14 protein-coding genes and 1 pseudogene are annotated in these 24,980 nt (G+C 63.9%); 3 read left to right on the top strand and 12 right to left on the bottom strand.

What is annotated here, in order from left to right:
• Window positions 1-33: 33 nt before the first annotated feature.
• From ABC319_RS14050 to ABC319_RS14030, 5 genes are all read right to left on the bottom strand, one after another.
• Window positions 34-954 carry a 2-hydroxy-3-oxopropionate reductase gene (locus tag ABC319_RS14050; protein ID WP_413071701.1) on the bottom strand — a complete coding sequence of 307 codons (921 nt, stop codon included), beginning with the start codon at window positions 952-954 and terminating at the stop codon, window positions 34-36.
• Window positions 951-3,818 carry a TonB-dependent receptor plug domain-containing protein gene (locus ABC319_RS14045; protein ID WP_413070825.1) on the bottom strand — a complete coding sequence of 956 codons (2,868 nt, stop codon included), beginning with the start codon at window positions 3,816-3,818 and terminating at the stop codon, window positions 951-953. The genes ABC319_RS14050 and ABC319_RS14045 overlap by 4 nt, the downstream gene beginning before the upstream one ends.
• 1,097 nt (window positions 3,819-4,915) lie before the next feature.
• On the bottom strand, window positions 4,916-7,990 hold the full coding sequence (locus ABC319_RS14040) for a TonB-dependent receptor (protein ID WP_413070824.1): 3,075 nt from the start codon (window positions 7,988-7,990) through the stop codon (window positions 4,916-4,918).
• 168 nt (window positions 7,991-8,158) lie between these two features.
• A complete protein-coding gene (locus ABC319_RS14035; RefSeq protein WP_413070823.1) occupies window positions 8,159-9,595 on the bottom strand; it encodes a glucoamylase family protein in 1,437 nt (478 codons plus the stop codon).
• Window positions 9,592-10,602 (bottom strand): LacI family DNA-binding transcriptional regulator, encoded by a 1,011-nt coding sequence (locus ABC319_RS14030; RefSeq protein WP_413070822.1) that lies wholly within the window; start codon window positions 10,600-10,602, stop codon window positions 9,592-9,594. Before ABC319_RS14030 ends, ABC319_RS14035 begins: the two co-directional genes overlap by 4 nt.
• A 173-nt stretch (window positions 10,603-10,775) precedes the next feature.
• Between ABC319_RS14030 and ABC319_RS14025 the strand changes: the two genes are divergently transcribed.
• Entirely contained in the window at window positions 10,776-13,058 is a 2,283-nt protein-coding gene (locus ABC319_RS14025) for a glycoside hydrolase family 3 N-terminal domain-containing protein (protein ID WP_413070821.1), read from the top strand.
• A 36-nt stretch (window positions 13,059-13,094) separates the two neighbouring features.
• Here ABC319_RS14025 and ABC319_RS14020 read toward each other — a convergent pair whose 3' ends face one another.
• From ABC319_RS14020 to ABC319_RS13985, 7 genes and pseudogenes are all read right to left on the bottom strand, one after another.
• The gene (locus ABC319_RS14020; protein ID WP_413070820.1) at window positions 13,095-14,426 is read right to left on the bottom strand and encodes an MFS transporter; all 1,332 of its coding nucleotides are present in this window, start codon (window positions 14,424-14,426) and stop codon (window positions 13,095-13,097) included.
• A 524-nt stretch (window positions 14,427-14,950) separates the two neighbouring features.
• Window positions 14,951-15,748 (bottom strand): annotated as a pseudogene (locus tag ABC319_RS19840) (IclR family transcriptional regulator).
• Between the two features lie 747 nt (window positions 15,749-16,495).
• Window positions 16,496-17,293, bottom strand: a complete 798-nt coding sequence (locus ABC319_RS14005; RefSeq protein ID WP_413070817.1) for an IclR family transcriptional regulator — start codon at window positions 17,291-17,293, stop codon at window positions 16,496-16,498.
• A 70-nt stretch (window positions 17,294-17,363) separates the two neighbouring features.
• A complete protein-coding gene (locus ABC319_RS14000; protein ID WP_413070816.1) occupies window positions 17,364-17,708 on the bottom strand; it encodes a glycosyl hydrolase 2 galactose-binding domain-containing protein in 345 nt (114 codons plus the stop codon).
• A 42-nt stretch (window positions 17,709-17,750) separates the two neighbouring features.
• A complete protein-coding gene (locus tag ABC319_RS13995) occupies window positions 17,751-19,052 on the bottom strand; it encodes a sulfotransferase family protein (protein WP_413070815.1) in 1,302 nt (433 codons plus the stop codon).
• 278 nt (window positions 19,053-19,330) lie between these two features.
• Window positions 19,331-19,726: a tryptophan 7-halogenase gene (locus ABC319_RS13990; RefSeq protein WP_413070814.1), complete on the bottom strand. Its 396-nt coding sequence runs from the start codon at window positions 19,724-19,726 to the stop codon at window positions 19,331-19,333.
• Between the two features lie 11 nt (window positions 19,727-19,737).
• A protein-coding gene (locus ABC319_RS13985) for an IS3 family transposase (RefSeq protein WP_413068384.1) occupies window positions 19,738-20,867 on the bottom strand; the annotation gives its coding sequence in 2 pieces (ribosomal slippage) (window positions 19,738-20,615 and window positions 20,615-20,867; 1,131 coding nt in all).
• Here ABC319_RS13985 and ABC319_RS13980 point away from each other — a divergent pair.
• Together ABC319_RS13980 and ABC319_RS13975 are read left to right on the top strand one after the other, a co-directional pair.
• On the top strand, window positions 20,833-22,587 hold the full coding sequence (locus tag ABC319_RS13980; RefSeq protein WP_413071700.1) for a TonB-dependent receptor: 1,755 nt from the start codon (window positions 20,833-20,835) through the stop codon (window positions 22,585-22,587). The two genes, ABC319_RS13985 and ABC319_RS13980, sit on opposite strands and share 35 nt — an antisense overlap.
• Window positions 22,547-24,424 carry an alpha-L-fucosidase gene (locus tag ABC319_RS13975; RefSeq protein ID WP_413070813.1) on the top strand — a complete coding sequence of 626 codons (1,878 nt, stop codon included), beginning with the start codon at window positions 22,547-22,549 and terminating at the stop codon, window positions 24,422-24,424. The genes ABC319_RS13980 and ABC319_RS13975 overlap by 41 nt, the downstream gene beginning before the upstream one ends.
• The last annotated feature ends 556 nt before the right edge of the window (window positions 24,425-24,980 follow it).

Raw genomic sequence — 24,980 nt, 5'->3', positions numbered from 1 at the left:
CGACTTCTCCTTCCCTGTGGCGCCGTGTGCGAGTTATCTTTTCTCGATCGCATGGTTGGCCAGCGCCTCCAGCGCGCGGACCATCGCCGAATGATCCCAGTCCGCCCCGCCCTGGGCGACGCACGCGCTGAACAGCTGCTGTGCCGAAGCGGTGTTGGGCAGCGACAGCCCCAGCGCCCGCGCGCTGGTCAACGCCAGGTTCAGATCCTTCTGATGCAGCGCGATGCGGAAACCGGGTGCGAAGGTGCGGTCGATCATCCGCTGGCCATGTACCTCCAGCACCCGTGACGAGGCGAAGCCGCCCATCAGGGCGGCCCGCACCTTGTCGGGATCGACCCCGGCCTTGGCGGCGAACAGCAGCGCTTCCGCCACCGCCTCGATATTCAGCGCGACGATGATCTGGTTCGCAACCTTGGCCACCTGCCCCGCGCCGACCTCTCCCACATGGGTGATGTTCTTCCCCATGAGCGCGAACAGCGGCGCGACACGAGCGAATGCCGCCTCGCTGCCGCCGACCATGATGGTCAGGCTCGCGGCCTTGGCCCCGACCTCGCCGCCCGACACCGGCGCGTCGACATAGTCGCAGCCCAGCGCCTGGATGCGATCCGCGAAACCGCGCGTGGCGATGGGGTCGATCGAACTCATGTCGATAACGCAGTTGCCGGGCTGCAATCCGGCTGCCACGCCGTCGTCGCCGAAGAGCGCCTTTTCCACGTCGCCGGTGTCCGGCAGCATCAGAATGACGATGTCCGCGGCGGCGGCGAGTTCGCGCGTCGATCCCTGGACCGCCGCGCCGCCCGCCAGCAGCTCCTCCGGTACCGGCGAGCGGTGCCGGACCAGCAGCAACTCGTGGCCTGCCGCCTGCAAATGCCCGGCCATGGGGCGGCCCATGATGCCCGTGCCGACGAATCCGATCTTCATGTCGTTCCCCTTCCTGGATGTCGCGCGGTTCAGAACCGCAACCGCGCGCCGATGCCGACCACACGCCCGCGCAGGTCGTGATATTGCGACAGGGTCGCCAGAGCGACCGTGATGCTCGACTCCGCTAGCAGCGGCGGATCCGTGTCCATCAGGTTCTCGACCTTGGCGTATAGCTGGATCTGCTCGCTCAGATCGTACTGCACCGACAGGTCGGTGTAGACATAGGCGGGATAGTTGTTCCGGTTCAGGTCGAGCGGGCCGAACGCGTTGTCGAACGTGCCCTTGCCGATATAGTTGAACAGCGCCCGCAGGCTGAGCGGACCCTGCTCGTAGACGAAGGTCGTCGATCCGCGCCACTTGGGCGTGGCGAAACCACCCTGCAGCTGCCCCGCCGAATCCAGCTGGCCGGTCGCCGTCGAAGAGATGAGCCGGTCGACATAGGTGGCCAATGCGCGAGCCGAGAACTGCCCGTCGAACAGCGGAAAGCGGTAGCTCGCCTCGAAATCGATACCGCGGGTCTTCAGCGTCTGTGCGTTGAACGAACTGGCATTGACCTGGGTGATCGCGCCCGACGCGTCGCGCAGCACGCCCGCGCAGAACACGTCGTCACCGCGGCCGCACCGGTCGACGACCTCCTGCTGGCCCGGGGTGATGATCGCATCGCGCAGGTCGATGTCGTAGAAGTCGGCCGACAATTGCAGCCGGGGTATGAACGACGGCTCCAGCACGATGCCGCCCGTGAAGGTGTAGGCGGTCTCCGGCCCCAGATTGGGATTGCCGCCGATCAGGAAGTTCACGTTGGCGGTGCGGTTCGTCAGGAAATCGGTCACCGTACCGATACGGATGTTCGCTTGCGCGAACAGGTCGTTGATCTTCGGCGCCCGGAAATCGCGCGAATAGGTGCTGCGCAGGCGGATGCTGTCGTTGATCGCGTAGTTCAGCCCCACCTTCCACACGCTGGTCGAGCCCACCGTGCTGTAATCGACGAAACGCGCGGCGAGATCCAGGTCGAGGCTGCGCGCGAAACCGGTATCGCGGGCGAGCGGGATCGACATTTCGCCATATCCCTCCTTGACCTCCAGCTTGCCATGGTAGGACCCGAACGTGCCCTGCCGCCAGCCGTTGATATCCGACAGCGGATCGGAACGGTTGTCGACGGAATCACGGCGATACTCCGCGCCGACCGCGACCTTGACCGGCCCGGCCCAGGTGTCGAACAGCGAGCCGGTCAGGTTGGCGTTGACGATGCCGCTCTGCGAGCGCGAGTCCTGCCGCGACGTGCCGATGACATAGTCGAGCACTGCGGTGGACAGGGTATTCACGCCGAAGATGTTGGCGGGCACGCAGCCATTGGTCGGGTTGGTCAACGTCGACCGGCAGATCGGCTGGCCGTTCGGACCGATGACCGAATCCAGCGCGAGCGCCCAGTTCGCCTGACGCCGGTTGTTGCGGCCCTGGATCAGCGACTTGGCATAAGTGTAGCTGCCGGCCAGTTCCAGCTTCCACACATCCGACAGCGTCGCCGTCAGGCCGGCGTTCAGCCGGTAATAGGTGTTCTCGGTCGAGTTCTCGTTCCGGCCCTGCTCCGGATTGTAGCGCCCGACGCGGATCGTCGACAGATTGTTAGCGACCATCGCCTGGCGGATGTTGGTGGGCAGGAAGGCATTGTCCTGCCGCACCGTGATGTCGCCATTGTTGGTGTTGTAGTTGCCGGTGCTGCGCGCCCGCGTATTGCCGACGAGCAGGTCGACCCGGCCGGACAGCGTATCGGAAAAATCATAGCTCAGTCGACCGAAGCCGCTGAACTGGCGCGAGGCGACCTGGAGTGGCGCGAAGTCCGGCTGCGGCATCAGCCCCTCGCCACCTTCCATCCACACCGTGCCGACGTTGGTGCCCTGCTGGAAGATGCTCTGCGCGCCGTTCTGCCCGAACTGGATGTTGCGCAACGGTCCCGGCGTCGTGATGACGCCGCCGGCGGTCATCGACGAATAGCGGACATTGGGAACGATCAGTTGGCGGAACTGCCCGTTGGTCGGCGTGTAGTTCGCATTCGGGATGAACGTGACGCCACGACGACCCCAGTCGCGCGCACCCTGATACACGATGTCCGGCTGCTCGAAATAGGAGCCGGCGACGACGAAGCGGCCACGTCCATCGCCGAACTTGCCGCCATAGATCGCGCTGAGCGAGTACTGATCGAGATCGCCATGCGTCGAGACATTGTACTGGCCATCGATCTTGCCGCCCTGGATCGTATCGTTCAGGATGACGTTCACGACGCCGGTTACCGCATCGGATCCGTAGACCGACGACGCGCCCGCGGTCACGATCTCCAGCCGCGACACCAGCGGCGCCGGAATGATGTTGATGTCGAACCCGCCCGCGATCGGGCTGCTGTCGAGCACGCGCTGGCCATCGATCAGCAGCAGCGTGCGGGTCGATCCCAGTGCACGCATGTTGAAGGTCGCAAGACCGAGGTTGCGGCCGCTGCCGTTGTTTCTGTTGGGACGAAGTGCGGGGACATCGCGCAGGAGGTCGACCACGTTGGTCGCCGCCTTCTGCTCCAGCTGGCGTTCGCCGATGGTGGTGACCGGCGTCGGCGTCTGGAACGTCGAACGAGCGATGCGGCTGCCCGTGACGACGATATCCTCGGTCGCGGGCGCTTCGCTGGCAGCAGCCTGGCCAGATTCCACGTCCGCAGTGCCCGGCGCCGCCTCACCGATGACAGGCAGCGTGCTGTCGACGACCGGCGCTCCCGCCGGCGCCTTCCCGTCACCCACCGCCGTCGGTTGCGCATCCTGCGCCGCCGCCGGATGACAGAGCGCCATGGTACTGGCGCCCAGCGCCATGGTACTGGCGCCCAGCGCCAGCATCAGCCGGCCCGCTTCCCTCTTCATCCTCATTATCCTCTCCCACCCGACAACGCTCTACGACGCGCCATTTTGGCTAAGTGATATTACCATAGATAATTATGGTTATATGAGCAAGCCTTAGAAGATTGGGTGTGGACAAGGGTGTCGGGTTCGGATGCCGCATCGTGCGGATCTCGAAAGGACTGCCGAAGACCGTCGCCGCCGGCCTTCTCGCGTTGTGAGAAGGCCGGCGCACTCGGCGAGCGATCTGGTCAGGACGAGCGGCACCCTGCCCGGGGCGCAGCAGGGCATCCGCCTACGCTTCCAATGTGAGATCGGCACATTGCGGGCGAACTATGACAGGTCTTTGGCGATCACGGTTCCCGTCTGGGCGCTGCATAGCAAGCGATCGACCGGGATCTCTATCGCCCCTTGGTGATCGTCGCTTCCATGGCTCGCAGCAACATGCCGAACCGCGAGGCTATCGCACAGGTGAAGAAGGCGGGGCGGCTATCAGCATACCCTGACGAGGTGAGGTACTCGCAGGGTACGCTCACGAGGCACTTGGTCGGCGGGTGTATCGAATACGCCCACCGACGTAGCAGCAGAAGGAGCAGCCGGCCGAGAATTTCACCGTGCGCGGTTGGTTGCCGGCTATGCTTTTCGCATTAGGCTGGGCCGGTAGAGTGACATGGCTACTTCTGATCAGACAGGCCGAGCCTAGCAGCTGGAGCCACCGAACACCTCAGTGTATCGAGTGTGAGGATACAAGCGACCGACTTGGACGACTGTACCATTGCAGCCCCGCTGAAGCCACCCGACCGCTCTTTCTTCACCGTTCGCACTACTACCTATAACGTAGCATGGCTGTCCATCCACGAGGTACGGGCAGGGGATCATTTCCTGAGAAGTTCCATACCCGAAAAAAATTCTGGTCACGCCCGGCGGAGGGGGGGGACCACCACGAATCCTGAGCTAGCGCCATAGATGAAACACCGATTGTAGATATTACAACCAAATTTCGGACAAACTTACTTGCCATCGCACACCTCCTCTCACTCTTTTTCTGAATTGATAATTAATTAAACCCGCGTTGAGGCAAAAATGACATAAATATCTATGACTTAAGAGAGCGATCCGAACTAGAAAGTGAACCCAACGGACAGCTTAATTGTGCGAGGTTGATTCCCACCAATGCTATAACCGACCCGCTCACGATAAATGGTTGGTGAGTCGGATGTGCGAGTATTGTCAGCTGGAGCGTTGTTGAAGTCAATATAGTTGCGGTCATTCATCGCGTTGATGATGTCGATCCGTAGCCGCAGACGCGACACATCGTTGATGAAGCCAAACGGGATGTACTTAGTGATCGCCAGATCAAGCTGGCGGCGCCCCCAAATGTCCCCGAGCGAGTTCACTTCATTGCCGATGATCACGCGTTCGAAAGGCACCGACCGGCTTACCAACGCCTTCTGGAATGACGGCGATTCGATCTGGAACTTGCCCGACAGCGTCACGCCGATCGGGGTGTCGACGCTGCCTGCAGCAACGAAGCGATGGCGGGGGACGCCCGACGAACGGAGGACCGGGTAGTCGGCAAGCTGCGCGAAATCGAGCGAGAAATACTCGCCGAACTGCCGGTTCTCCTCTGCCTCGGTATAGGTGTACGTCGCATCCAGGCTCCACGGCGATGCCGCGGAATAGTTCTTGGTCAGCTTGAAGTAGGCCGCGTCCGAACTGGTCTCGATGCCGTTGGTACCGATCAACACCGCCCCGTAACCGGGCGGCGAGAAGGCGAAGGGTGAATCCGGCGCATCGGTGGTCGACGCCGGGTTGTCGAAGAAGAACGATCCATCGGGCCGCCGATTGCCGAGCAGATAGGCAAAGCCGTCCTTGCTCTCGATGTGGGTGTAGCCGACTTCCAGCTCCACCGGGTTGAACCGGCTGCGGAGGCCCAGGCTGAACTGGTCGGAATACGGCACGTCCAGATCGTTCCTGATGAACCGCAGCTCACGCCCGCCGCCGACGCTGCCGGCCAGCAGCCGCTGCCGCCCCTCCGGCGTCAGGTACACCGGATCCCATGCGATGCAGGTCGGGCTCGCGGTGCAGGGATCGAGTGTGTTGGCGCCGATGAAATCGAACGTGCGGACCGCGTACGTTCCTTGCGTCAACTCCTGCTGAAGGAAGTCGAACTGGTTGCGGTCGTAAGACCGGCCATAGCCGCCGAACATCGTGAAGCGCCCAGCCTCGTCGAAGCGGTAGCTGAAGCCCAGCCGCGGCTGGAACGCGCCCTTGAACGCCTTCCGGTTGTTACCCGTCGAGATATAATCGTTGATGTTGTAGTCGGCGTTGTTGAGGTTGGGGTAATTGCCCGGCGCCACCGCAGCGCGCTGCGCGTCCGACGTCACGTAATCGAGATAGGCCGGGGTGCGCTCGTAATCCCAGCGCAAGCCGATATTGAACGTCAGCCGATCGGTGACGTCCCAATCGTCCTGCGCGTAGATGCCGAACTGGAAATTGTCGGATTTGATCCGCGGGTTGGTAGATCCGACCGCTGCGCCGAACTGCAGGCGGTACGGAACCGTATCGTTGAACCCGCCGGGTCCGTTCAGCGTGGTGTCGTAGGTGAACAACGGGTTGGGAAGGTTCTGCTCCAGCGTATTCAGCGTGACCCACTTGCCCTTCGCACCGACCTTGATCGTGTGTCCCTCGAAACCGGTCCAGGTGAAATCGTCCTGAACGGTCCAGCCCTTCTGGCCCTTGTCCTGGAAATTGCTGCCGCCGCCGATGCGCAGCAGGTCCGTGCGCTGCGCGCTGGTACCGTTGCGCAGGATCGTCTGGAACAGCTGGGTATTGCCGTTGTTGATCGGCGACGGCCCCCAGGTCGCATCTTCGTAGGACAGCCGCGCATCGTTGATCCAGCTGTCGGCGGTATGCTGCCACCGGGCCAGTCCGCGCAGATCCTCGACCTTGTTGGCGGTCGCGGTTTCCGGAGCCGCGACGCCCGTGCCGATCAGCTCGCCGGACTCGCGGCGATACTTGACCGTGAACTCGATCAGGTCCGCATCTGTCGGCACGATGTCGATCTTGCCGAAATACAGGTCTTCGTTGAACCGCTGCGAATAGCTTCCGAACCGGTCCTGGTACTGCGCCGGCAGCGTGGACGGCAGAACGCCGTTCTCGGGCCGCACGTCATAGGGGCTGTCGAGACGCTTTCCTTCGTAGGTGACGAAGAAATGCATGACGTCCTTGATGATCGGGCCGCCGAGCGCGCCGCCGAACTGCATCTGGCGCGAGTTCACCTTGTCGATCTTCGCGGGAAACAGCTCGGTCGGGCGGCGGTCACGCAGTTTCTGATCGGTATAGTCGTAGAACGCCTCGCCATGGAACTCGTTGGTTCCCGACTTGGTCAGGGCGGTAATGGCGACCGAACCGACCTGGTCGAACTCCGCCTTGTAGTTCGAACTCAGCACCTGATACTCGCCGATGGCGAGCTGCGGGAAAGGATTACCGCGCGACGTGTCCTGCCCGGTAATGCCGTTCTTCAGGACATAGTCCTTCTGGCTGACGCCATCGATGAAGACGTTGACGGAATTGCTGCCCTGCGCACCACCCTGGACGCGCGACGATCCGTCGGCCTCCTCGACGAAGCGAACGCCGGGGGCGAGGTCGGCGAAGGCGAGGAAGTTGCGGTTGTTCTGCGGCAACTGCTCGATCAGTCGCTGCGTGATGTTCTTGCCGACCTGGCCGCCCTGCAGCGAGCGGATACGGCTGCCGGTGACGATGATCTCGCCCTCGGCACCCTCGGCAGCACCCCCATCCGCCGGCGCTTCGTTGGCGCCCTTTGGCGTGGTCGGCGCCGGCGTCGCGGGGGCGGCCGACAGATCGATGTCCAGCCCCGCATTCTGGCCGACGTTCAGCGTGAACGCGTCGGAGTTTCGCGTCCCGTTCTGAAGCTTGATCTCCAGCCGATACGTTCCGGCACGCAGCGAAGCGAAGTTGTAGGTGCCATCAGCAGCGATGGGCACGGTACGACGGTAATTGGTCGCAACCTCCACCGCGGACACTTCGGTTGCGGGATTGCTCGCCTGGGAAGTGATCTTGCCGCGCAGCGATGCCTGCCCCACCTGCGCCGTGGCGGCGACCGGCACCAGCATCGCGCCTCCGGCCAGGGTCGTGGCGGCGATCAGCGCCGCGCGGAACACGGTCTTCCTCATGTGACAATCCTCTCCTGACGGATCGGGCGCACGGCCCGCCCACCTGTCTGTAACCGGTTACACTATGAAACCGGTTACGGCGGCGTGCGATGATGCTCAACAAACCTTTCTGTTCTCGCCGTGATTGAGTGCCAGGTGTTGCGATCGTGCAACGGTGTCTCGCCCAGGCTATCGCCCGGCCAACCACCCGCCGGTGAACCCCGCCCGCGAAAGACCTTGCCGGATCGCGGCCGACCCACGCATCGCACGCCAGACGAAGTCATTGCGATGATTGGCGATCGCACCGATGATCGCACCCTGATCGATGCCCAGATAGTCGTTTGCGACCCATCCGTGTCGTGCATCGACCGTCCCCGAACCGAGCCGGACATCGGTGTAGCGGAACGACGGGTTGAAGCTGTCGCGAAAGCCGTAGCGGTCATAGAGACCGGGCCAGCGACGCATCGCCGCGCCGGCCGGTACCGCGATCTCGGGCGCGAACGCGAGGCTGCCGAGCGCGGCGGTCGGCGCCAGCGTGCCATCGTCCCGGCCGTCCGGCTGGCCGATCGGGCCACGCGCGGAATAACCGTGGAACTGCCGCTCCTCCCCCTTGAACGGCCGCTTGATGTCGGTCGGACCGTCGCACGCCGTCAAACCCCAGATGTCGCGCGAATAGCCGTCCCATCTCATCGGATTGGCGGTGCAGTAAGCGCGGTTGGCATAGGTCGCCCGGCGGCTGTTTTCGAAATAGTCGAATCCCGCCTGTCGCATCGTCGCATCGCGGATGCCGCGGAAATCGATCCACATCTGGCTGTACTGGTGGCCGAACAGCGGCGCGAAGGCGAGGTGGCGGGTCTCTCCATCACCCCGCCAGAAATCGGGATAGGTCTTGGCCCAGGCGTCCCAGGCACCGTCGGCGAGTGGCTTACCGCCGGATCCGAGGCCGACGATGTAGACCATCATGCCTTCGTTATAGCCGTCCCAGGCACGCTCGATGAAGCCGCGCCCCGGATGCCAGCCCATCGACACGGTGCCGCGGCTATTGGTGAACCATGGCCAGTCCGCGCGATCCGTGATGCGCTTGGCAAGCGCGCGGATCTCCGCCTCAACCGGGTCGGCACCGTCGTACCAGGCGCCCGCGAACAGGATGCCGAGGAAGAGCAGCGTGCTGTCGACGCTCGACAGTTCCACGTCGCGAAAGCGCGTGCCGGTCGCCATGTCGAGGAAGTGATAGAAGAAACCCTTGTGACCGGCGGTGCCGCTTGCCGCTTCTCCCTGGGGTGCCGTGTCGAAGAAGCGTAGCGTCGTCAGCGTCAGATCGCGGGCCTCATGCCGCTTGATCCAGCCGCGCTCCACCCCGACGGGGTAGGCGGTAAGCGCGAAGCCGACCGCCGCGATGCTGGCGAAGGACGGGGTCGGCCAGCGATCGGGAACCAGTCCGTTGCGGCGGTTCGCGAGATCCCAGAAGTAGCGGAAGGTGCGTTGCTCCAGGTCGTCGAACCAGGCGGGCAGGCTGCGCGACGAGTCGGCCGCCATCGCCGGCGACGGCAGCATGGCGCCGGCGGCAACCAGCGGGGCACGGGTGATCAGGGCGCGTCGGTCCAGCAACGGGGGCATGTCGTTCATCCTTCGATCCGTTCCGTGGTCGTGCGGACGACGAGTTCCGGCGTCACCCATTGCGTGGCGTCGCCAGCCGTGCCCGGTTCTCCGTCTTCCAAGGCATCGATCAGGCGCGCGACGGCGCGGGCGCCCATATCGGTCAGATGGACCCTTACCGTCGTCAGGCCCATGTAGCGGGCAAGCGGAATGTCGTCGAAACCCGCCACCGCCACTGCGTCGGGAACGTCGAGCCCGGCTTCCTTCAACGCTTGCAGCGCGCCCAGCGCCATCATGTCGTTGGCGGCGACGATGCCATCGACCGTCGCACCCGTGTTCAGCAGGTCGATGACGGCACGCTCACCGGCCTCCTCGCGGAAATTTCCCTCGACCACCCGCGTCGGCTGGCCGGGCGCATGGCGTGCCATCGATGCCAGGAACGCCTCCCGCCGCTCGCGCGCATCGATGTTACCGGCCGGTCCCGCGATATGGACCAGCGCGCGGCGGCCGCCGGCGAGCAGGTGGCGGACGATCGCATCGATGCCGCCGCGATTGTCGATCCGCATCGCCGCCCGCCCTCCGCTGTCGGGCGAGTTGATCAGCATTGCGGGGATGCCGGCCGGCAACGCCTCGTCCAGCCCCGCTGCATCGATCTGGGGCGCCATGACGATCAGTCCGTCGACCCGGCCACGCATCGACCGCATCGCCTGCGCCGCCAGTTCGGCATCGGCATGCATGTTCGACAGCAGCAGGTGATAGCCACGGCCACTGGTCTCACGATCCATTCCGCGCACGATCTCCGAGAAGAACTCGCCGTGCAGGTCGGGCAGGACCACGCCGATCGCATGGGTACGCGCCATCGACAGGCTGCGCGCACCTGCATGCGGCACATAGCCGAGCGACTGAACGGAGGCGAGCACGCGCGCACGGGTGTCGGGATGAACGTTGCTGTGTCCGTTCAGCGCCCGTGATACGGAGGCGACGGACACCGCCGCATGGCGCGCGACGTCGCGGATCGTGGCGGATGCGGATTTCAAAAGCCTCTCCCGGATCACGGCAATCGCCCGAGAGGCGATCCGATCCACGATTGCCTTGTGGCGGGTGCGGTGTCTATGTAACCGGTTACAAATGACGGTCAATGTGAAAAGCCGGTGCGCGTGGCGGCCCGCTCCGCCACTACCGAGCTGCCCATAGGGGATGGATGCCTGAGATGACGGACATGATGATTTCGCGCCGTGCGGCCCTGCTCGGCGCCGGTGCGATGACCGCCTGGGCCGCGAGCCCGGCGCAGGCTCTGGTGGCCCAGGCGTCGGCGGGAACGATACCCGGCTCGATCGACGGGCTGATCGCCCGGATGACGCTGGAGGAAAAGGCGGGGCAGTTGCAGTTGAACGCCGCCACCTGGGCGGGTGGCGTCGCGACCGCTCTGAACCCCGCCGGGAATGCCGGCAACTTCGAGGAACAACTGGCCGGCGCCGTCGCGGGCAAGCTGACCGGCGTGTTCAACGGCAACGGTGCGGTGATGGCGCAGCGGATGCAGACGGCGGTCATGCGGAACTCGCGCATGAAGATACCGCTGATCTTCGCGGCCGACGTGATCCATGGTCATCGCACCATCTTCCCGGTCCCGGTCGCCGAGGCGGCGAGCTTCGAGCCCGATCTGGCGATGCGCACGGCGCGGGCGGCAGCATACGAGGCGGCGGGTGCAGGGATCGACTGGACCTTCTGCCCGATGGTCGACATCGCCCGCGACCAGCGCTGGGGCCGCACGATGGAGGGCGCGGGTGAGGATGTGCTGCTCGGCAAACTGTTCGCCGCCGCACGCGTGCAGGGCTTTCAGGGCAAGGACCTGACGGCGAACGACGCGATGATGGCGTGCGTGAAGCATTTCGCGGCGTACGGCGCGGCGGAGTCGGGCCTCGACTACAATGTCGTCGACCTGTCCGAGCGGACGCTCCGCGAGGTGTATCTGCCGCCGTACAAGGCCGGGTTCGACGCCGGCGCGATGAGCGGCATGGCATCGTTCAACGAGGTTAACGGCGTCCCCGCGCACGGCAATCCCTGGCTGATGAAGACGGTGCTGCGCGACGAGTGGAGGTTTCCGGGCATCGTCGTGTCCGACTACACCGGTGATGAGGAGATGATCGCGGCGGGCTTCGCCAGGGACGGCAAGGATGCGGCGCGCATCGCCATCCTGGCCGGGGTCGACATGAGCATGCAATCCGACCTGTACGCCCGCCACCTTCCGTCGCTGGTTCGCGAGGGTGCGGTGCCGCAGGCCGTGGTGGACCAGTCGGTCCGACGCGTGCTGGCGGTCAAGCACATGCTCGGCCTGTTCGACGATCCGTTTCGCCGCATCGACGCCAGGCGCGAGAAGAGCCGGTCGCGCACCAGGGCAAATCTGGCGCTGTCGCGCGAGGCGGGGCGCAAGGCGATCGTCATGCTGAAGAACGATGGCGATCTGCTGCCCCTAGCCAAAGACTGCAGGATCGCGCTGATCGGGCCGTTCGCCAGCGGACAGCACGACCTGAACGGGCCATGGGTGGTGTACGGCGACAACGCCAATGCGGTCGATCTGGCAGCCGGCGTCCGCGCGGTGATCGGGGCCGGAAATGTGACCGTGACCGCCGGATCGGGCGTGGAAGAGGCGCTGCCCGGCGGCATCGAGGCGGCGGTTGCCGCGGCGAGCGCTGCCGATGTCGTGCTGCTCGCCCTCGGCGAGAACGAGGGCATGTCCGGCGAGGCGCAATCGCGCACCTCGATCACGGTGCCCGCACCCCAAATGGCCTTGGCGGAGGCGGTGGCGCGCACCGGCAAGCCCGTCGTCGTCGTGTTGAAAAACGGCCGCGGGCTGGCACTGGAGGGCGCCGTGAAGGACGCTCCGGCGATCCTGGTCACCTGGTTCCTGGGATCGGAGAGCGGCCACGCCACCGCCGACATCCTTTTCGGCGCCCACAGCCCGTCGGGTCGCCTGCCCATAAGCTTTCCGCATGAGAGCGGACAGGAGCCCTATCATTACGATCACAAGGCAACCGGCCGCCCCGCGCCGGCGGGTGCGCGCCAGCCGTACAAGACACAGTGGCGAACCGCACCGAACGAGGCGTTGTATCCGTTCGGCCATGGCCTGACCTATGGCAGTATCTCCTATGCCGGACTGGCGTTGAACCCGCCCGCATTGGCGTGGGACGGCCGGCTGGAAGTAAGCGCGACCGTGAGCAACGGCGGTACGCGCGCCTGCGAGGAAGTGGTGCAGCTGTATGTCCGTGATCGGGTAGCGAGCATTACCCGTCCGATCCGCGAGTTGAAGGCCTTTCGCAAGGTCGCCCTGGCGCCGGGGGCGAGCGAGACAGTGCGCTTTACCCTGACGCGCGAGCAGCTGGAGTTCCTCGGTCTGGATATGCAGCCGACGGTCGAGCCCGGTACGTTCGACGTCTGGATCGCACCTTCGGCGCAGGCGGCGGGAGTGCATTCGACCTTTGACCTGGTGCGATAAGGCTCTCTCCCCGTCGGAAACGATCAAGGAAAAGGCTTACTGCTCGCCCGCCATTTCCGCCCGAAGCCGGTCGTGCGTGCCGGCGCGCAGCGGATTGAACCACATCAGCGCTCCGGAGAGCAGGAAAAAGCCGAGCGGCACCAGCGCGATCGTCGCGCGCATGTCCGCCAGCGTCGCGGGCGACTGGACGACGTTGGCGGTGTAGCCGGCACTGCCGAAGCCCATGCCCAGCACGGCCGTGGCGATACCGATCGCGACCCGCTGGAGCAGCGAGGCGAGACCGAAGACGGTCCCTTCCGCGCGGAAATCGCTGGCACGCTGGCCCCACTCGATCGTGTCGGGCAACATCGCCCAGAATGCGAAATGAAGCCCCACCGTCGTTGCCTGCATCCCCACCAAGAACAGCTGCATCGCCCCGGCACGCGGCAGGTCGACGACCGCGAACGACGTCAGGCCGACGCTGCACAAGCCGACGAGGAGGAACCACAATCGCCGCACGCCGATTACACGCGCCACGAGCATCCATAGCGGCACCGCCGCAGCGCTGACCGCCATCATGGATGCGAGTGCCAGCTGTCCAGCCGGCTCGTCTGCAAGGAAGTACTTGAAATAATAAAGGACAGACTTGCTGAGGATCGTGGTGGCGACGATCATCGCCATCATAGCTCCCGACAAGGTGACGAAAGCGCGATTGCGCACCACCGATACCAGCGAAGTGAGGATCGAGGGGCGTGGCACCGCGACAACGGGAACGGCGTCGCGGAACGTGGCGCCCACGACCAGTAGCAGTACGCTCGCTATCCCCGCGAACAGCAGCGCCGCGCCGAGAAAGTCGCGGGGACCGGCCGGCACGCCCATCAGCCAGCCGCCGATCGGCACGGTGCCCATCGCGACGACAACGGCGGCCCCGGTCCCGGCCAGCATGCGCCATCCCGCCACTAGCGACCGGTCACGGCTATTCGGGCTGATCCGTGCCGACATCGCCAGATAAGGGATGTTGACCACAGCATAGGCGGTGCGGAACAGCAGATGGCCGACGAGCACGAACATCACGGCCGCGCGGCCGGCAACCGGCGGCGAGATGTACGCCGTCACGAACGCGAGACCGAGCGGCACCGCACCGATGATCAGCGCCATGCGATATCGTCTTGCGGATCCACGCCGGTCGACGAAGGCGCCGACCGCAAAGCTGACCACTCCGTCCCACACCGACGCCACGAGATAGATCGCCGCAGCCGTCTCCATCGCGATCGACAGGACGTCGGTATAGTAGAACAGCAGGTAAAGCATCGCGCTTTGCCAATAGAGATTGAACGCGAAATCACCGGCTGCAAACAAGAGCAGCCGCGGGCGGCCGACCTGACTCACCGGCCGGTCGCCATCCTGAGTGTCCTTCTCATTACGGTCGTATGTCTCGCTGCCGGCCACTCGCCGACACCCGCCAGTCCGAGGGATAAGTCGATCGTTCATCCGGATATTGCGGTCAATCCCGGCATCGTCAACGCCATCGGCCAACGTGTTCGACGCCCTGACCGACAATGGCGGGTGACGGCGCTGCCGGAGAGCCTCGGGCGCTTCGATATCCAGTCCGCATCAGCCTCGCCCGTGTCGTCGTCCGCTACGTTGCGACGCCCGGGGCGAGATGGAAGATGCGGGCCGCCCGGCGCCATCTCTCGCCATCAGCACCTATTGTCATCGCTTCGACGTTGCGCTGCCGGCGGGCGCTCATCGGTTCGTCCGGGATCACCAAGGTTTACCCACGCACTGCTTGGGCTCAGGAGTGTAGATGAGGTCGTTACGGCGATCGGCAATGCCCATTGCTTGATACCGGCCATATCTGGACTGCCCTACGGCCAATCCCGATCTGATCCTCGTTCCAATCCCCGATGTCCTTACGATGCCTTCGCCCCCTGTCGATGACCTAGCACAAGTGAAATACGCTCCACAGTCTTGCCAAGAAGGTCTCGCACTTCATCGAGAGAAACATTCTGCGATCCGTCTATCAGCTCAAGAAATGGCACCGTCAACGCAGCGACGATCTCATCGTTGAACGAGAAGACCGGATAGCTGATGTCGGTGACACCATGCGTCACGGGGCTCTGACGGCAATCGTAGCCAGTCTTACGAACGATCTCGAGCCGCTCCTCCAGCCAAGCTGGATCGAAGGGTCGCGTCTGCGCATCTCGGGCGGCGGCAATCATCTCTCCAACCTAGTGGACGGGGGAGAACGCGAGCAATACCTGTCCAGAGCAGCTGCGGATCATGTCGATCGTCGCACCCAGGCGTACCGCAAACCCCCGCATGCCCGGGTTTTCTTCACGGGCGATGACAAGCCCGTGCGCTCCATTCGCGACTACCAGGTGACAGGACTGCTCCGTCTCCCGTGCCAACCTCTGCATTTCCGGCCGTGCGGCATCGACAATGTCTTGTGCAGGGGTCGCCCTGAAGGCGAGTTCGAGTATCTTGAACGACACCGTATAGCGATCCGTGATCGGCGATCGCTGCAGATAGCCGGCCTGTTCCATCACCACCACGATCCGAAACAGCTCGCCGACGGATCGGCCAAGCGCTGCAGACATCTCCTTCACCAAGGCGCCCTGGGGAAAAGAAGCAAGAAGGTTCAGGATTTCAAAGGCTTTATCTAGTGCAGGCGCGGCATAGGTCTTAGTCGTGGGTCGATTCCTGGGCATTATCTGTCCCTCTAAGGACTGGTCCGAGAAGGTCAACGCGCCTTCGAAACAGCCCGCTTAGAATGGGGCATTGAAATTGGCGAGGACCATAGCTTTCGGTGAAATGCTTCTGCACCCATCTCTCATGGATAGGAAGCCGCGACCTGTCGATCGCAGCGGCGGCCCGCCCGGTCCGGTAGCCGCGTAGCAACCGCGTTCCTCGGCGAGCGCGAGACCGACGTACGCTTTGTGTCAAGCCATAGAGATCTCATCGGCATGCAGCTCTTGAAACCAGTTGAGTATTAGTACGGCCCATAATTACCATGATCGCGCGGCTTGGCGCTTCTTCGGAACTTACGCGAAGCTGCTAAATTCGATGCGGTGTTCACCACTGCAAAATGCTTGCTCGGAAACACAATGTGCATCAAGATCAGCGGAGCGCCAATCCGTAACCCGGTCAGATCAATCGACCAAGCCTTCTCCGGTTATCACCAGCGCGACGCCGATGGAGTTCTGCGGTGCCGATGGAAGCGTGACCTCCAGTGCTTCGCTCGCTCGGACGAATGGAAGCGGCCTCGCATCTTGCGTCAGCATCACCCTCTCGACACGACACCGCATGCGCAGACTTCGTTGTGCGCGAGCCGATGAGATGGATCGGGTAGGCAGCGGAGCGATCCTTGCGCCGATATGGCAAGGGACGAAGGCGCCAACCTAATAGTCAATCCCACGTAATTGACGGCGGCTGGACAATGTCCTGAGGACCAGGCATCAGACCTGATGGTCGGCCATCAGCAGCTGCTGCGAAATCTCGTGGGCAGCGTCGCACAGGCAGCCCAGCACGTCGTCGATCGCCATCTGGTTGCCGATACTTTCGACATAGGGCACGGCCAGCGCCGCCGCCGCCGTTGTCCCGCGCAGGACCGCCGCCGCGAGATCGGTAATACCGACGGTGAAACCGCTCTTCGCCTTTTCATATCCGCGGGCGCGGGCGCTTTCGGCGCGCGCACGAAACGCGTCGATCCTGGCCGCGTCGGGATCCGGGACTTGAGCAATCCAGCGCGCGCGATCCTCCTGGTCCATCGACCCGAAATGGACTACCGCCGAGTTGGAAGCGAGCAACGGCAAGCGGTGGCCGATCCGCACCGAAAAGCCGATCTGCCCCGGTGCCTCGATCCGCGCCACTACAACGATGTCGCCGCCCGACCGCATCGTCAGATGGCATGATTGGCCAGTCCGTCGCGACAGGTCACGCATCACCGGCAACGCTATCTCCAACAGGCTGCGAACCGGCGGCTGTTCCATGCCCAACGCGAACAGCTTCTCTGTCGGCACGAACCCGCCGCCGCCCGGTGCCTGGCGGATGAAACCGCGATATTCCAGCACCTGGATCATTCGGAAGAGCTCGCTGGGCGATCGTTTCAACCGCTCGCTGATCGCGACCGCGTTCAGCGGCTGGTTCTCGCGTGCGATCAGTTCGAGAATATCGAGCCCCTTCTCGAGCGCCGGGGCGCGATACTTGGGCTCGGCCGGTGCCGTCCCATCGTCCGGGTCACGCGAGTTAGGCATGGGCCAACGACCGGTAGCCGTCATGCAACTTATTCATCGCCAACAATGCTATGGAACCGGCCGATCGAGTTCAAGGACGATCTTGGACACGAGCACCATCCGCGCCCTTTCCGAGCCGGATCGCGGCGCTGCGCGCTCCTTCGCCCAAGCCGCAATGACACTTTGGCTTGCGAACGTAGGGGAAGTCTGAACTCCATTGAGCTCGTCGCCGTACGCGCGCACCGGGCAGCAAATTCGTCTGCGCCAGTGCCATCGGCCGCAGCACGCTGATCGGCGCGGCGAAGCTGACGCCAATGGCGTTCGCGCCCTGCCTCAGCATAAACCTGGCGTCAACGCGCCAGCGAAGGTGCGCATCGTCGCTGGCGATCAATTCGCGACCGTTATCGGTACGCGCACGATAGAAATAGAGATTCAAACAGGTAGTCCAGAGCGTCGCGCAAGCTTGCGCACGCCCGTTTTACAGCAAGCCCTCGGCCGCCAGTCGACCATATAACGGCATCAACTGTGCCCGGTAACGTTGCCACGCTCCGACGCCGGCGGCGTTGATCGGATCGCGGACTTGCGACGCACTGGCGGTCATGACCGTGCCTGCTGCCTGGTGCGGGCGCAGGCACGCGTCCTCGAAAGGCAGTGCGCACGCATCCAGCAGATCGCGGATGACTATTTCCGGCTCGGCGATCAGGGTCTCCAGCGACACCCGTATCAGCCCGATCGCGGGGATTGCCGCCCAATGATCGATCAGGTCGCGATAATTGCGGTAATGATCGGCAAGATCGTCCTGCGCATAGGACCAGTTGTGACTACCGGCGAACAACCGTTTATAGGCGCCGAACAAAGCGTCCATCGGGGCGCGGTCCAAAACTACGATGGCGGCATCGGGAAAGGCACGCCGGATCAGACCGACATAATGTATATTCTGCGTCCGTTTGTCGATCGTGACGGCCCGCCCGCCACCGAACAATGCCATCTCGCTCGTATAACGGTCCGCGATACGTCGAGGATCGACGTCGGCGGCGGCGGCAACGACGCGGGCGTCGATCAGCGGCGCGTCGTCGAGCGCGGTCAGCCGGCGCACCGCGACGGCAAACGCCTTGGGTTCGCCCATCGCATGGACTTGGCTGTGCGCCGCCAGGATGCGTTCGACCAGCGTGGTTCCCGACCGCGGCAGCCCGATGACGAAGATGCGGCGCGGTCCTCCGCTGGGCTCAACGCTTTGCGTGTCGAAGGCGGTGACAGGCAAGTGCCTGCGCCATGCCGCAACGGTCGCCGCTTCATCGGCGGCCGACCATGGCTCCTGGCGCCGCATAATCGTCGCGCCATGTTGCAGACTGTTCCAGGCGGCGCTGCTATCGCCGAGATCGTCATATTCCTTGAACAGCGCAAAGGCGATGCGCGCGGCGTCGTGCGGTGAACGGCATGCAGCCTGTGCGAGCGCGGCAACATGGTTGTCGTCCGCGGTCCAGCGTTGCAGATGCGACAGCTTGTAGCTGGCCGCGCTGAAACATCCTCCCGCAGTCGTGATCGCGCGTTCCAGCGCCGACCGTGCCTCGGCACGGTTGCCGAGATATTCGTGGACACTGCCCAGGCTGTACCAGGCATCCGCCTCATCCGGCGCGGCGGCACATGCCCCGGTCGCCAACGGCAGCGCCTCGTCCGCCAGACCTGCATGAATCAGCGTGAAGGCTGCAAGCAGCATCTGGTCCGGATCGTCGAGCTCCCCGGCCATCGCGGCGCGCACGCTGGTCACCGCCTCGGCCATTCGCCCCTCGTCGATCAACGGTCTTGCGCGCTGAACCAAGAAGCGACCGTGCGCGGCAGACCCCACTCTCTGGCTGCGCGCGCCCTGAGAAAAAGCGACCTCGGCGTCACCGCTCCGCCCCGCAGCCATTGCTGCATGGGCTTGGAGCCACCACGCAGCCCCGCTCATCGGATCGCGGCGGGTCGCGTCGGCAGCCAGGCGCAACGCGGTGGCGGCATCGCCCCGCCTCAGGGCCTGCTCGGCGGCTACCAGCGACGGATCGGCGCGGCGCAGTGTAGTCACGACGGCAACGATGCAGCACAGTTCGCGCGGATATACGCCTCGTGCGTCGGCATAGCATGTGCCGCCCGCGCGATCGCTCCCCGCACCTGCGCCAGATGGTTTATCAGTGCGTCATCGCCGATATTGTCGGCCAGCGGATCATAGTCCTCCGGCATCGCGCCCTGCCCCAGCAGCACGCTGAACCAGCTGGCCGCCTTGAACTGGTCCCATTGGCTAGGCTCGATCCGGGCGGTGCGGCGGAAGTTCTCCATCATCGTCACCAACCGATCGGGCAAGGGCAGCTCGTGGAAATAGCGCCACAAGGGCTCCGTCCGACCCTGCGATTGGCGGTAGTGCAGTACCAGGAAATCCTTGATCGTGTCGAACTGCAGATCGACTGACGTGCTCCCCAAAGCCCTACCAGTCATAACTGGAGTCCGGGGTTGGTATGGTGCCCCTCGGGGCGGTGTTGCACAACCCGCCTGGCAGCATCGGCGGGCGTCAGCCCGCCAACACCACTATGCGGCCGCACATGGTTGTAGTCGTCGCGCCAGAGCCGCAGCACCGAGCGGGCATGGCCGAGCGATACGAACAGCGTCTCGTTGAGGCATTCGTCGCGCAGACGACCGTTGAAGCTCTCGACGTAGCCGTTCTGCTGCGGCTTGCCCGGCGCGATGTAGTGCCACTCGAGAGGCCGTTCCTGCGTCCATCTCAGGATCGCCAGGCTGGTCAGCTCGGTGCCGTTATCGCTGACAATCATCAGCGGCGGTACGCCCCTGAGCGCGATGATGGCGTCGAGCTCACGAGCGACACGCGCGCCTGACAGCGAGGTGTCCGCCACCAGCGCGAGGCACTCGCGCGTGAAGTCGTCGACCACCGCCAGGATACGGATGCGCCGGCCGCTGATCAGCGTGTCGCTGACGAAGTCGAGGCTCCAGCGCTGGTTCGGTCCCTGTGGCAGCGTCATGGGTGCTCGGGTGCCTATCGCTCGCTTGCGGCCACGCCGACGCCTGACCCGCAGGTTCTCCTCGCGGTAAAGCCGCAGCAGCTTCTTGTGGTTCATGACCAGACCCTCGCGAGCCAGCATGATCCCCAGCCGCCGGTAGCCGAAGCGCCGACGTTCCGCCGCGATCTCGCGCAGCCGCGACCGAAGGTCGCCATCATCACTACGCCGGGGCGCGTAGCGCACCGACGTCCTGTCCACGCTGAAGATGGTACACGCCCGACGCTCGCTGATGCCGAACAACTGCCGAGCATGCTCGACAGCCTTCCGTTGAGCGGCGGGCTTTACCAGTTTTTTGCCGCGACTTCCTTCAGCACGGCATTGTCGAGCATGGCGTCGGCCAGCAGCCGTTTGAGCCGGCCGTTCTCCTCCTCGAGCACCTTCAGCTTGCGCGCCTGCGACACGTCCATGCCGCCATACTTGGCCTTCCACGCGTACAGCGTCGCGCTGCTGATCCCGTGCTTGCGACACACATCGGCGGTCTTCATCCCACCTTCCTGCTCGCGCAGCACCGCGATGATCTGCTCCTCGCTGAACCTGGTCTTCTTCACGTCCGTCTCCTCACGAAGGCGGACTCTAGCTCAAACTGGCAGAGTTTCAGGGGAGCACGTCACGAGCGATCGGCTGAGCTTCGAAGCCGACCTGTCCAGCTCGCGCGCCAACTATCTGATGAGCCAGCCGGCGAGCGTGATTGGAAACTACCTGAACGGCAACCTCGCCTTCGACATCCGGCCGGGCCAGCTGCTGCCCTCGATCACGCGCGCCGACACCATCACGCCCGCGCAGCTGACGAACCACTTCACCTGGGATATCGCCAACAAGTTCAAGGACGACATCACCGAGGGCCGTCTACAGGCCGAGTGGAAGACGGATTGGGGCGTACTCGACCGTGTGCAGGCGGGCGGCCTTTACTCGGAACGACGCAAGACATCCGATTACTTCCAGACCCCCGGGTCGAATTTCTGCGCCTATTGCGGCTATACGACGCCAATCGACACCGCGCAGATCCGATCGTTCACGCTCAACAACTGGCTACCGAACTCGTCGGGCAGCAATAACATCATTTCCAGCTTTTACACCTTCGATGTGCCAAGCATCCTGGCCTATCAGTCGTTGCCGGCGACGCTCAACAGCCGTACGGCCGGCGAGCAGGCTGCCCTGCCGACCGCGGCCTTCCTGGCGACCGGCGGCTTTGCGCGCGTGCTGCAGCCGGGTTCCAGCTTCGACGTGACCGAGCAGGTGGCCGCCGGCTATGTCAACACGGTCTGGAAGGGCAGCTTCTGGTCGGCAAACGTCGGCGTGCGCTTCACCAAGACGAACACCAGCTCGTCGGGCGTGATTCAGCCAGTGACGGCGATCGCTCCCAACATCAACGACTCCTCGTTGCTGCAGTTCACTTACGGACCGGCGACGCCGACCACGGTCAAGAACGATTACTTCAACGTGCTGCCCGCCGCGAACCTCAAGATCGATGCGACGTCGACGTTGGTGGCCCGCTTAGCGGTATCGAAGACGCTTACCCGCCCGACCTTGTCGAACCTGGGGCTGAACAACAATTATGCCGGCCGCGTCACCCAGCCGATCTCGAGCGGCGGCAATCCCCTGCTGAAGCCATTCACATCGTGGAACTACGACGCTTCGATCGAATGGTATGCGACCCGGGACATTTCGCTTACCGCCGACGTATTCCGCAAGAAATTCTCGAGCTTCCTCAGCAACCAGACGATCATCGTGCCCCGTGCGGGCACCAATCTGTCGGGCCAACCCACAACGTACAATTTCAACGACACCCGCCCGCGCAACGGCAACAGCGGCACGGTCACCGGCGCGGAGGTTGCGGGGCAATATTCCTTCCCCGGCGACGGCTTCCTATCGGGCTTCGGCGTAGGCGCCAACTACACCTACGTCACCAGCGACCAGAAGGTCGTGACGCCGGGCGACTGCACCCAGATCGAGGGCCTGTCTAAGCACAGCTACAACGCGACCGCCTTCTACGAGAAATATGGCATCCAGGCGCGGGGCTCCTATAACTGGCGGTCCGGTTACCTCGTGGCCTGCCGCGGCCTCCAGGGCAAGCCGCAGAACGCGAACCCCTACGGTCAGCTCGATGCCAGCATCGCCTACGACATCACCAACTACTTCCAGGTCTATCTGGAGGGAGTAAACCTCAACAACGCCTATACCTATCAATACTCGGTCTATGAAAATCGCTTCCTCAACAATGTGAGCTTTGGTCGCCGCCTGCTGTTCGGCGTCCGCGTCAAGTATTGACGCCCATGGTCTTGTCTACCGTTCTCGCAGGCGAAAATCACATCCGCCCTGCCCCGGCCGCTGCGCCAGGCGGAGCTTGTTTTCATCGACTTGCGATCGGCTGTGCCGATCGCCCTTCTTGTATCGGATAGGCAAGCTGATGGGTGTAACGCGCAGGCAGGCGATAAGCGGGGCCGCAGCGATCGGGTCGTTTGCGGCGGTCCCGGACGCCGCGGCGGCGGCGTGCACGGTGGCTACCCGGTCGGGCGCCGGCCGCCCGATCCGGGTACCGGCACCAAACGCGTTCACGCCCGACTGGCTGTCGCTCACTTCCGGCTATAGCGTGCCTGACTGGTTTCGTGATGCGAAGTTCGGCATCTGGGCCCACTGGACCGCGCAATGTGTGCCGGCTGCGGGAGATTGGTACGCCCGCAACATGTACATCCAGGGGCACCCACAATACGAACATCACTTGAAGCATTACGGCCATCCGGCCGACACCGGCTTCATGGAGATCCAGAATCGCTGGAAGGCGGAGAACTGGAACCCGGCCGCCCTTCTAGACCTCTACCAGAAGGCGGGTGCGCGCTACTTCATGGCGCTGGCGAACCATCACGACAACCTCGACTGCTTCGATTCCAAATACCACCCATGGAACAGCCTGCGCATCGGGCCGAAGCGCGACATTGTCGGTGAATGGGAAAAGCTGGCGCGTGAGCGCGGTCTTCGTTTCGCGGTATCCAACCATTCCGCCCATGCGTGGCACTGGAACCAGGCCGCCTATGGCTATGATCCGGAAGGTCCGCGCCGCGGCCAGCGCTACGATGCCTTTCGCCTGACCGCATCTCAGGGGCGCGGGAAATGGTGGGACGGGCTCGATCCGCGGCTCCTCTATACCGGACGGGGCGAAATCATGCCCGATGGCGTGCCGAGCATTGCGGAAGCCAACGCCTGGCACGATGGGCATGACAACCTGTGGACCGAAGGCGTGCCCGCCGATCCAGACTATGTCTGGCGTTGGTACCTCCGCTGCAAGGACCTCATCGATCGCTATCGGCCGGACATGGTCTATTTCGACAATTACGACTTTCCGCTCGAACAGGCGGGTCTCGACATCGCGGCCTATTACTACAACCGCAGCATGGCCTGGCATGACGGCCGCCTGGAAGGCGTGATGACGCTGAAGAACACGCCGGTGCAGCGCCGAATGGCGGTGGTCGACGACGTCGAACGCGGCGGCAAGTCCTATATCGAGACGTTCCCCTGGCAGACCGACACTTGCATCGGCGAGTGGCATTACGACCAGCAGGTATATGACCGCAGCGGGTACAAGTCGGCCGCCACAGTTATCCACACGTTGTGCGACGTGGTCTCGAAAAACGGCAACCTGATGCTGAACGTGCCGCTGCGCGGCGACGGTACGATCGACGACAAGGAACAGCGGATCGTCGAAGAGATCGCCGCCTGGATGAGCCTGTACGGCGAGGCGATCTACGGTTCCCGCCCGTGGCGCATCCATGCCGAGGGCCCGACAAAGGCGAGCGGCGCGGGCCTGTTTTCCGAGGGCGGCCCGAAGTCGCCGTACACGGCGCGCGACGTCCGCTACGTGAAGCGGAACGGGGCTCTCCATGCGCTGGTTCTGGGCTGGCCGGAAAACGGGACGGTGCGACTGACTTTGCTGGGCGGAGGCAACCCGGCGGGGCGCGGTGAGGTCGAGCGCGTGATGCTGTCGAACAGCACCGCACCCCTGCGGTTCACCCGCATGGCGGACGCCCTTGAAGTGACGCTCCCTGCCTCGGCTCGCAACGATATCGGCGTGGCGCTGGTCCTTGCGGGCAGAGGACTGGTCGACAACTGACGTACCCAGCCCGGCCAGCGTTCCGCCTTCTATGCGTGCCGGTTCAAGCCCGCTCGACATGAGCCAGCGTCAGCCGCCGCTGGCACCGACTCCCCCCAGGCCCCTTCCTAAGAACACTTCGCCGGAAGCTCGATTGACCCACGCCCGGACGTTCAGCAGCCTTTTGCCGCTGCAGGAAACCTGCCGTTCGGTAGCCATGATCGCCAGACCTCCGTGCACCGTCGTCACCTACGAGCTTCTAGGAGGAGCAGCGACGACATTACTCGCGACATGCCCGACAGTGTAGCGGCAGGACGCCGCCAAGAGGGCGACAGAGAGGCGACTACAGCATCGATGCCGAGTCGCCATCCGCCGGATGACCGATCTACACAGGTGTCACGGATGTATACGAGAGCATATTGGCGCTACCCGTGCCGGGAAGGGCCTGACGCGAGGCTGGGGCGCCGGCAGCCGAACGGATATAAGCGGGAGCTGCGCGTATGTGCTGCCACTCAAAGCTGCCCCACAAAGGGGGCAGATTAGGTCGCAAGTTATGGAAAGCACATATTTCTGAAAC

The organism is Sphingomonas phoenicis (genome assembly GCF_047238005.1).
Classification (GTDB): Bacteria; Pseudomonadota; Alphaproteobacteria; order Sphingomonadales; family Sphingomonadaceae; genus Sphingomonas.
This window is presented reverse-complemented; position numbering and strand designations above follow the sequence as displayed.